At 69.5% G+C, this 1,624-nt stretch carries 1 protein-coding gene; it reads left to right on the forward strand.

What is annotated here, in order from left to right; all coding sequences use genetic code 11:
* Positions 1-533: 533 nt before the first annotated feature.
* On the forward strand, positions 534-1,577 hold the full coding sequence (locus ACIQOV_RS40700) for a PstS family phosphate ABC transporter substrate-binding protein (RefSeq protein WP_401056084.1): 1,044 nt from the start codon (positions 534-536) through the stop codon (positions 1,575-1,577).
* Positions 1,578-1,624: the final 47 nt, after the last annotated feature.

The raw sequence follows: 1,624 nt of genomic DNA on the forward strand, positions 1-1,624 counted from the left end.
ACCTGCGGCGGGACCAGTGCCAGGCGGGGGTCGAGGGGTTCCTGGCCGGACTCCAGTGGGTGGGGCAGGAGTTGCGACGGTCCGGGCGGGACGGCCGCTGGCCGCTGTGAGCGTTTGAGTCGATGACGGTCCGAGTCGGATGACGGACCGTCATTTCGGCGTTCCCGGAAGGGGATCCTCCATCGGATCCCGCTCCCGGAAGGGGATCCTCCATCGGATCTCCGTCCGTGCTGTTCCGGTGAAGGGCAGGTTTCCGGCAACACTCCGAGCAGCCTCCTGGAGAAGAACGTCGACCGGGCTCGGAGCCCCGGCAGTGCCCCTGTCACGTGCACGCTGACCAGTGGCTAAACCTCGCCGAACCGATGAGTCGACATTCACCGGCCGGGCTCGACCTCTCTTCCGGCGGAACCTCCCCGGCGGACAGGATCGGCACTGCCGGCGAGGCCGCAGCGGACGCGGCCACACGGCCCCGAACTCCCGAACGGAGTACGGGTTTCACGCGATGTACGTCTCTCCCCCGGAGGAAGAGGAACATGCGTAAGACCGCTGCCAAGCTGCTCACCGTCGCCGCGCTGGCGACCTCCCTCGCCACCGTCGTCGGCGGCACCGCCGTCGCCGACCCGGCCACCGGTGTCACCCCGCGCGCCATCGACATCGTGGGCGTCGGCTCCGACACGACCCAGTCGGTGCTGAACCAGCTCGCCGCCGCCTACAACGCGTCGCTGACCAGCTCCACCTCCCCGCGCCTCTACAGCTGGGACGCGATCCCGGCCGGCACCATCACCACCAAGACCGGTGCCACCGCGATCACCCGCCCGAACGGCTCCGGCGCCGGCATCACCGCGCTGAACGCCAACACCAGCGCCACCGTGGACTTCGCCCGTTCCTCGCGCGGCCCGGTGGCCACCGACCCGACCACCGACGACTTCGTCGCGCTGGCGCAGGACGCGGTCTCCTGGGCCGCCAAGACCGGTGGCAACGCCCCGGCGAACCTCACCACGGCGAACCTGAAGGACATCTACTCCTGCACGGTCACCAAGTGGAACCAGATCAGCGCGTCGCTCCCGAACGTCACGATCAAGCCCTTCCTGCCGCAGACCGGCTCGGGCACCCGTTCCTTCTTCCTGACCGCCATCAACGGTGGCGTCACCCCGCTCACCCCGGGCGCCTGCGTCAACAGCAGCGTCCAGGAGAACCAGGGCAGCGACACCCAGCTGAACGACGCCAACGCGCTGGTCCCCTACTCCGTCGCCCACTACATCGGCCAGGTGTACTTCGGCAAGGGCACCGGCGCCGACGTCCAGGGCCCGCTGACCATCCGCAACATCGACGGCAAGGCGCCGGTCGACACCGTGAACAAGGTCATCAGCGACACCTTCGTGGCCACCCAGTACGGCCGCGTGGTCTACAACGTCTTCCGTGACGCCGAGTGGAACGCCACGGACGCCCACGGCACCGCCCTGCGCGCCATCTTCGGCGCCGGTGGCTGGATCTGCACCAACGGTGCCACGGACATCCAGAGCTACGGCTTCCTGCCGCTCTCGCCCTTCGCCTGCGGCAGCGTCACCCACTCCTGATCGAACCCGCACCGCACCGGCGGCCGCAGGGGCCTCGCCCCTGCGGC

Source organism: Kitasatospora sp. NPDC091257, assembly GCF_044757675.1.
GTDB classification, from domain to species: domain Bacteria; phylum Actinomycetota; class Actinomycetes; order Streptomycetales; family Streptomycetaceae; genus Kitasatospora; species Kitasatospora lactacystinica.